At 64.8% G+C, this 1,941-nt stretch carries 3 protein-coding genes; 1 reads left to right on the forward strand and 2 read right to left on the reverse strand.

Annotated features, from left to right (window positions below; all coding sequences use genetic code 11):
- Positions 1–384 (forward strand): helix-turn-helix transcriptional regulator (locus ABYB95_RS22615; protein ID WP_372662317.1); only part of this gene is annotated, 384 nt, incomplete at its 5' end.
- A 107-nt stretch (positions 385–491) separates the two neighbouring features.
- Here the strand turns inward: ABYB95_RS22615 and ABYB95_RS22620 are convergent.
- Positions 492–1,196: an ABC transporter ATP-binding protein gene (locus ABYB95_RS22620; RefSeq protein ID WP_372662320.1), complete on the reverse strand. Its 705-nt coding sequence runs from the start codon at positions 1,194–1,196 to the stop codon at positions 492–494.
- On the reverse strand, positions 1,189–1,941 hold a 753-nt coding region (locus ABYB95_RS22625), incomplete at its 5' end, for an ABC transporter ATP-binding protein (RefSeq protein WP_372662323.1). The genes ABYB95_RS22625 and ABYB95_RS22620, both read right to left, overlap by 8 nt.

Consider the following 1,941-nt stretch of genomic DNA (forward strand, 5'->3'; position numbering starts at 1 on the left):
GGCACCTGCGTGGTGTGGGTCGATGTGATCGAGCGTTATGTGTCGCGTCTGCTTGAGCCGCTGCAACGCGAGCCGCGCCTGGTGCAGGTGTGGAACGCCGTGATGACGGATCTCGCCCACGACTGGACGCTGACCGAGTTGGCGGCCCTGGCCAGCATCAGCGAAGAGCATTTGCGCCGGCTGTGTCAAAAAAGCCTGGGCCGCAGTCCAGGCAAGCAGCTCACGAACCTGCGCATCGCCCACGCGGCGCACCTGTTGGCCACCACCCAAGAGAAGATCGAAAGCATCGCCCGCGAGGTCGGGTACATGAATCCGTTCGCCTTCTCCAATACCTTCAAACGCCTGACCGGATTTCGACCCTCGGACTATCGCGCCAGGCGTTGAAACCACATTCGCCGGCAACGCAAGGGAGCAGCGCCTGCGGCCTGCCAAAGCCAGCTTCCCTGTGGTTCGGATCACGGGCATCTCACCCAAAAGCAGCTTTTTCATTTCTACACACCTATGCGTGCGGTGATCGCATCGAAATCGCGCAGCAGCGTGGCCGCATCGAAGGTGTCGGTGATGCGGCCCGATTCCATCAGGCAGTGCCGGTCGGCCAATTCGGCTGCAAAGTGCACGTTTTGCTCCACCAGCACGATGGTGTAGCCGCGCCCCTTGAGCTGGCGGATCAACTCGCCAATGCGGTCCACGATCACCGGGGCCAGTCCCTCGGTGGGTTCGTCGAGCAAGAGCACGCGCGCGCCGGTGCGCAGGATGCGTGCGATCGCCAGCATCTGCTGCTCGCCACCCGAGAGGTGCGTACCCGCCGAGCTGGCGCGTTGCGCCAGATTGGGGAACAGGTCGTAGAGCTCCTGCTCGCTCATGCCGCCAGCGGCCACCACAGGCGGTAGGCGCAGGTTCTCGCGCACCGACAGCGAGGCGTAAATGCCCCGGTCGTCCGGGCAGAATGCCAGGCCCAGGCGGCCAATGTGGTGCGGCGCCATGCCGATCAGCTCTTGTCCTTTGAAGCGGACCGAACCCTCGCGGCGGTCCACCATGCCCATCACCGTTTTCAGCAGCGTGGATTTACCGGCACCGTTGCGGCCCAGCAGCGTAACCAGTTCGCCCTCGCGCACCTCCACACTGGCACCATGCAGCGCCTGGCTCGGCCCGTACCAGGCCTGTACATCTTTCAAAATCAACAGTGGCTCAGCCATGCGATGCCTCTGGGTTGTTGCTGTTGTTGTGTTTGCGTTGTCCGGCGTGGCCGTGGCCGAGGTAGGCCTCGATCACGCGCGCATCGCGCGACACCGTGGCGTAGTCGCCTTCGGCCAGCACTTCGCCGCGTGCCAGCACGGTGATGCGGTCGCACAGGTCGGCAACGACCGAGAGGTTGTGCTCCACCATCAATACCGTGCGCCCGCGCGCAGCCTGGCGGATGAGCGCGGCGGCGTGGGCGATGTCTTCGGCGCCCATGCCGGCCATGGGCTCATCGAGCAGCAGCACCTTGGGTTCCAGCGCCAGCGTGGTGGCCAGTTCGAGCGCGCGCTTGCGGCCGTAAGGAAGTTCACCGGCGTGGTGCATGGTCCACTCGGTCAGGCCCGCTTCGGCCAGCAGCGCGTGGGTGCGGTCGTTGTATTGCGCGAGAGCGCTGTCGCTGCGCCACCAGTCCATGGAATGGCCGCGTCGGCGCTGCACCGCCAGCCGCACGTTCTCGAACACGCTCAACTGGCCAAACACGGCCGAAATCTGAAAAGAGCGCACCAGGCCAAGGCGCGCCACCGCGTCTGCCGGCGTGCGGGTAATGTCTTGCCCTTGGAAGCGGATGCGCCCAGCGGTGGCGTCGATGAAGCGCGTGAGCAGGTTGAAGCAGGTGGTTTTGCCTGCGCCGTTCGGGCCTATGAGTGCATGGATACTGCCCTCTTGCACCGACAGGTTCACGTCCGAGACGGCACGAAACCC

It is taken from the genome of Hydrogenophaga sp., from assembly GCF_041633695.1.
In the GTDB taxonomy this organism is placed as follows: domain Bacteria; phylum Pseudomonadota; class Gammaproteobacteria; order Burkholderiales; family Burkholderiaceae_C; genus Hydrogenophaga.

Bases quoted from the DNA above. Each gene is read 5' to 3' on its own strand.
- ABYB95_RS22620 (WP_372662320.1), bottom strand. From the start codon at position 1,196: ATGGCTGAGCCACTGTTGATTTTGAAAGATGTACAGGCCTGGTACGGG.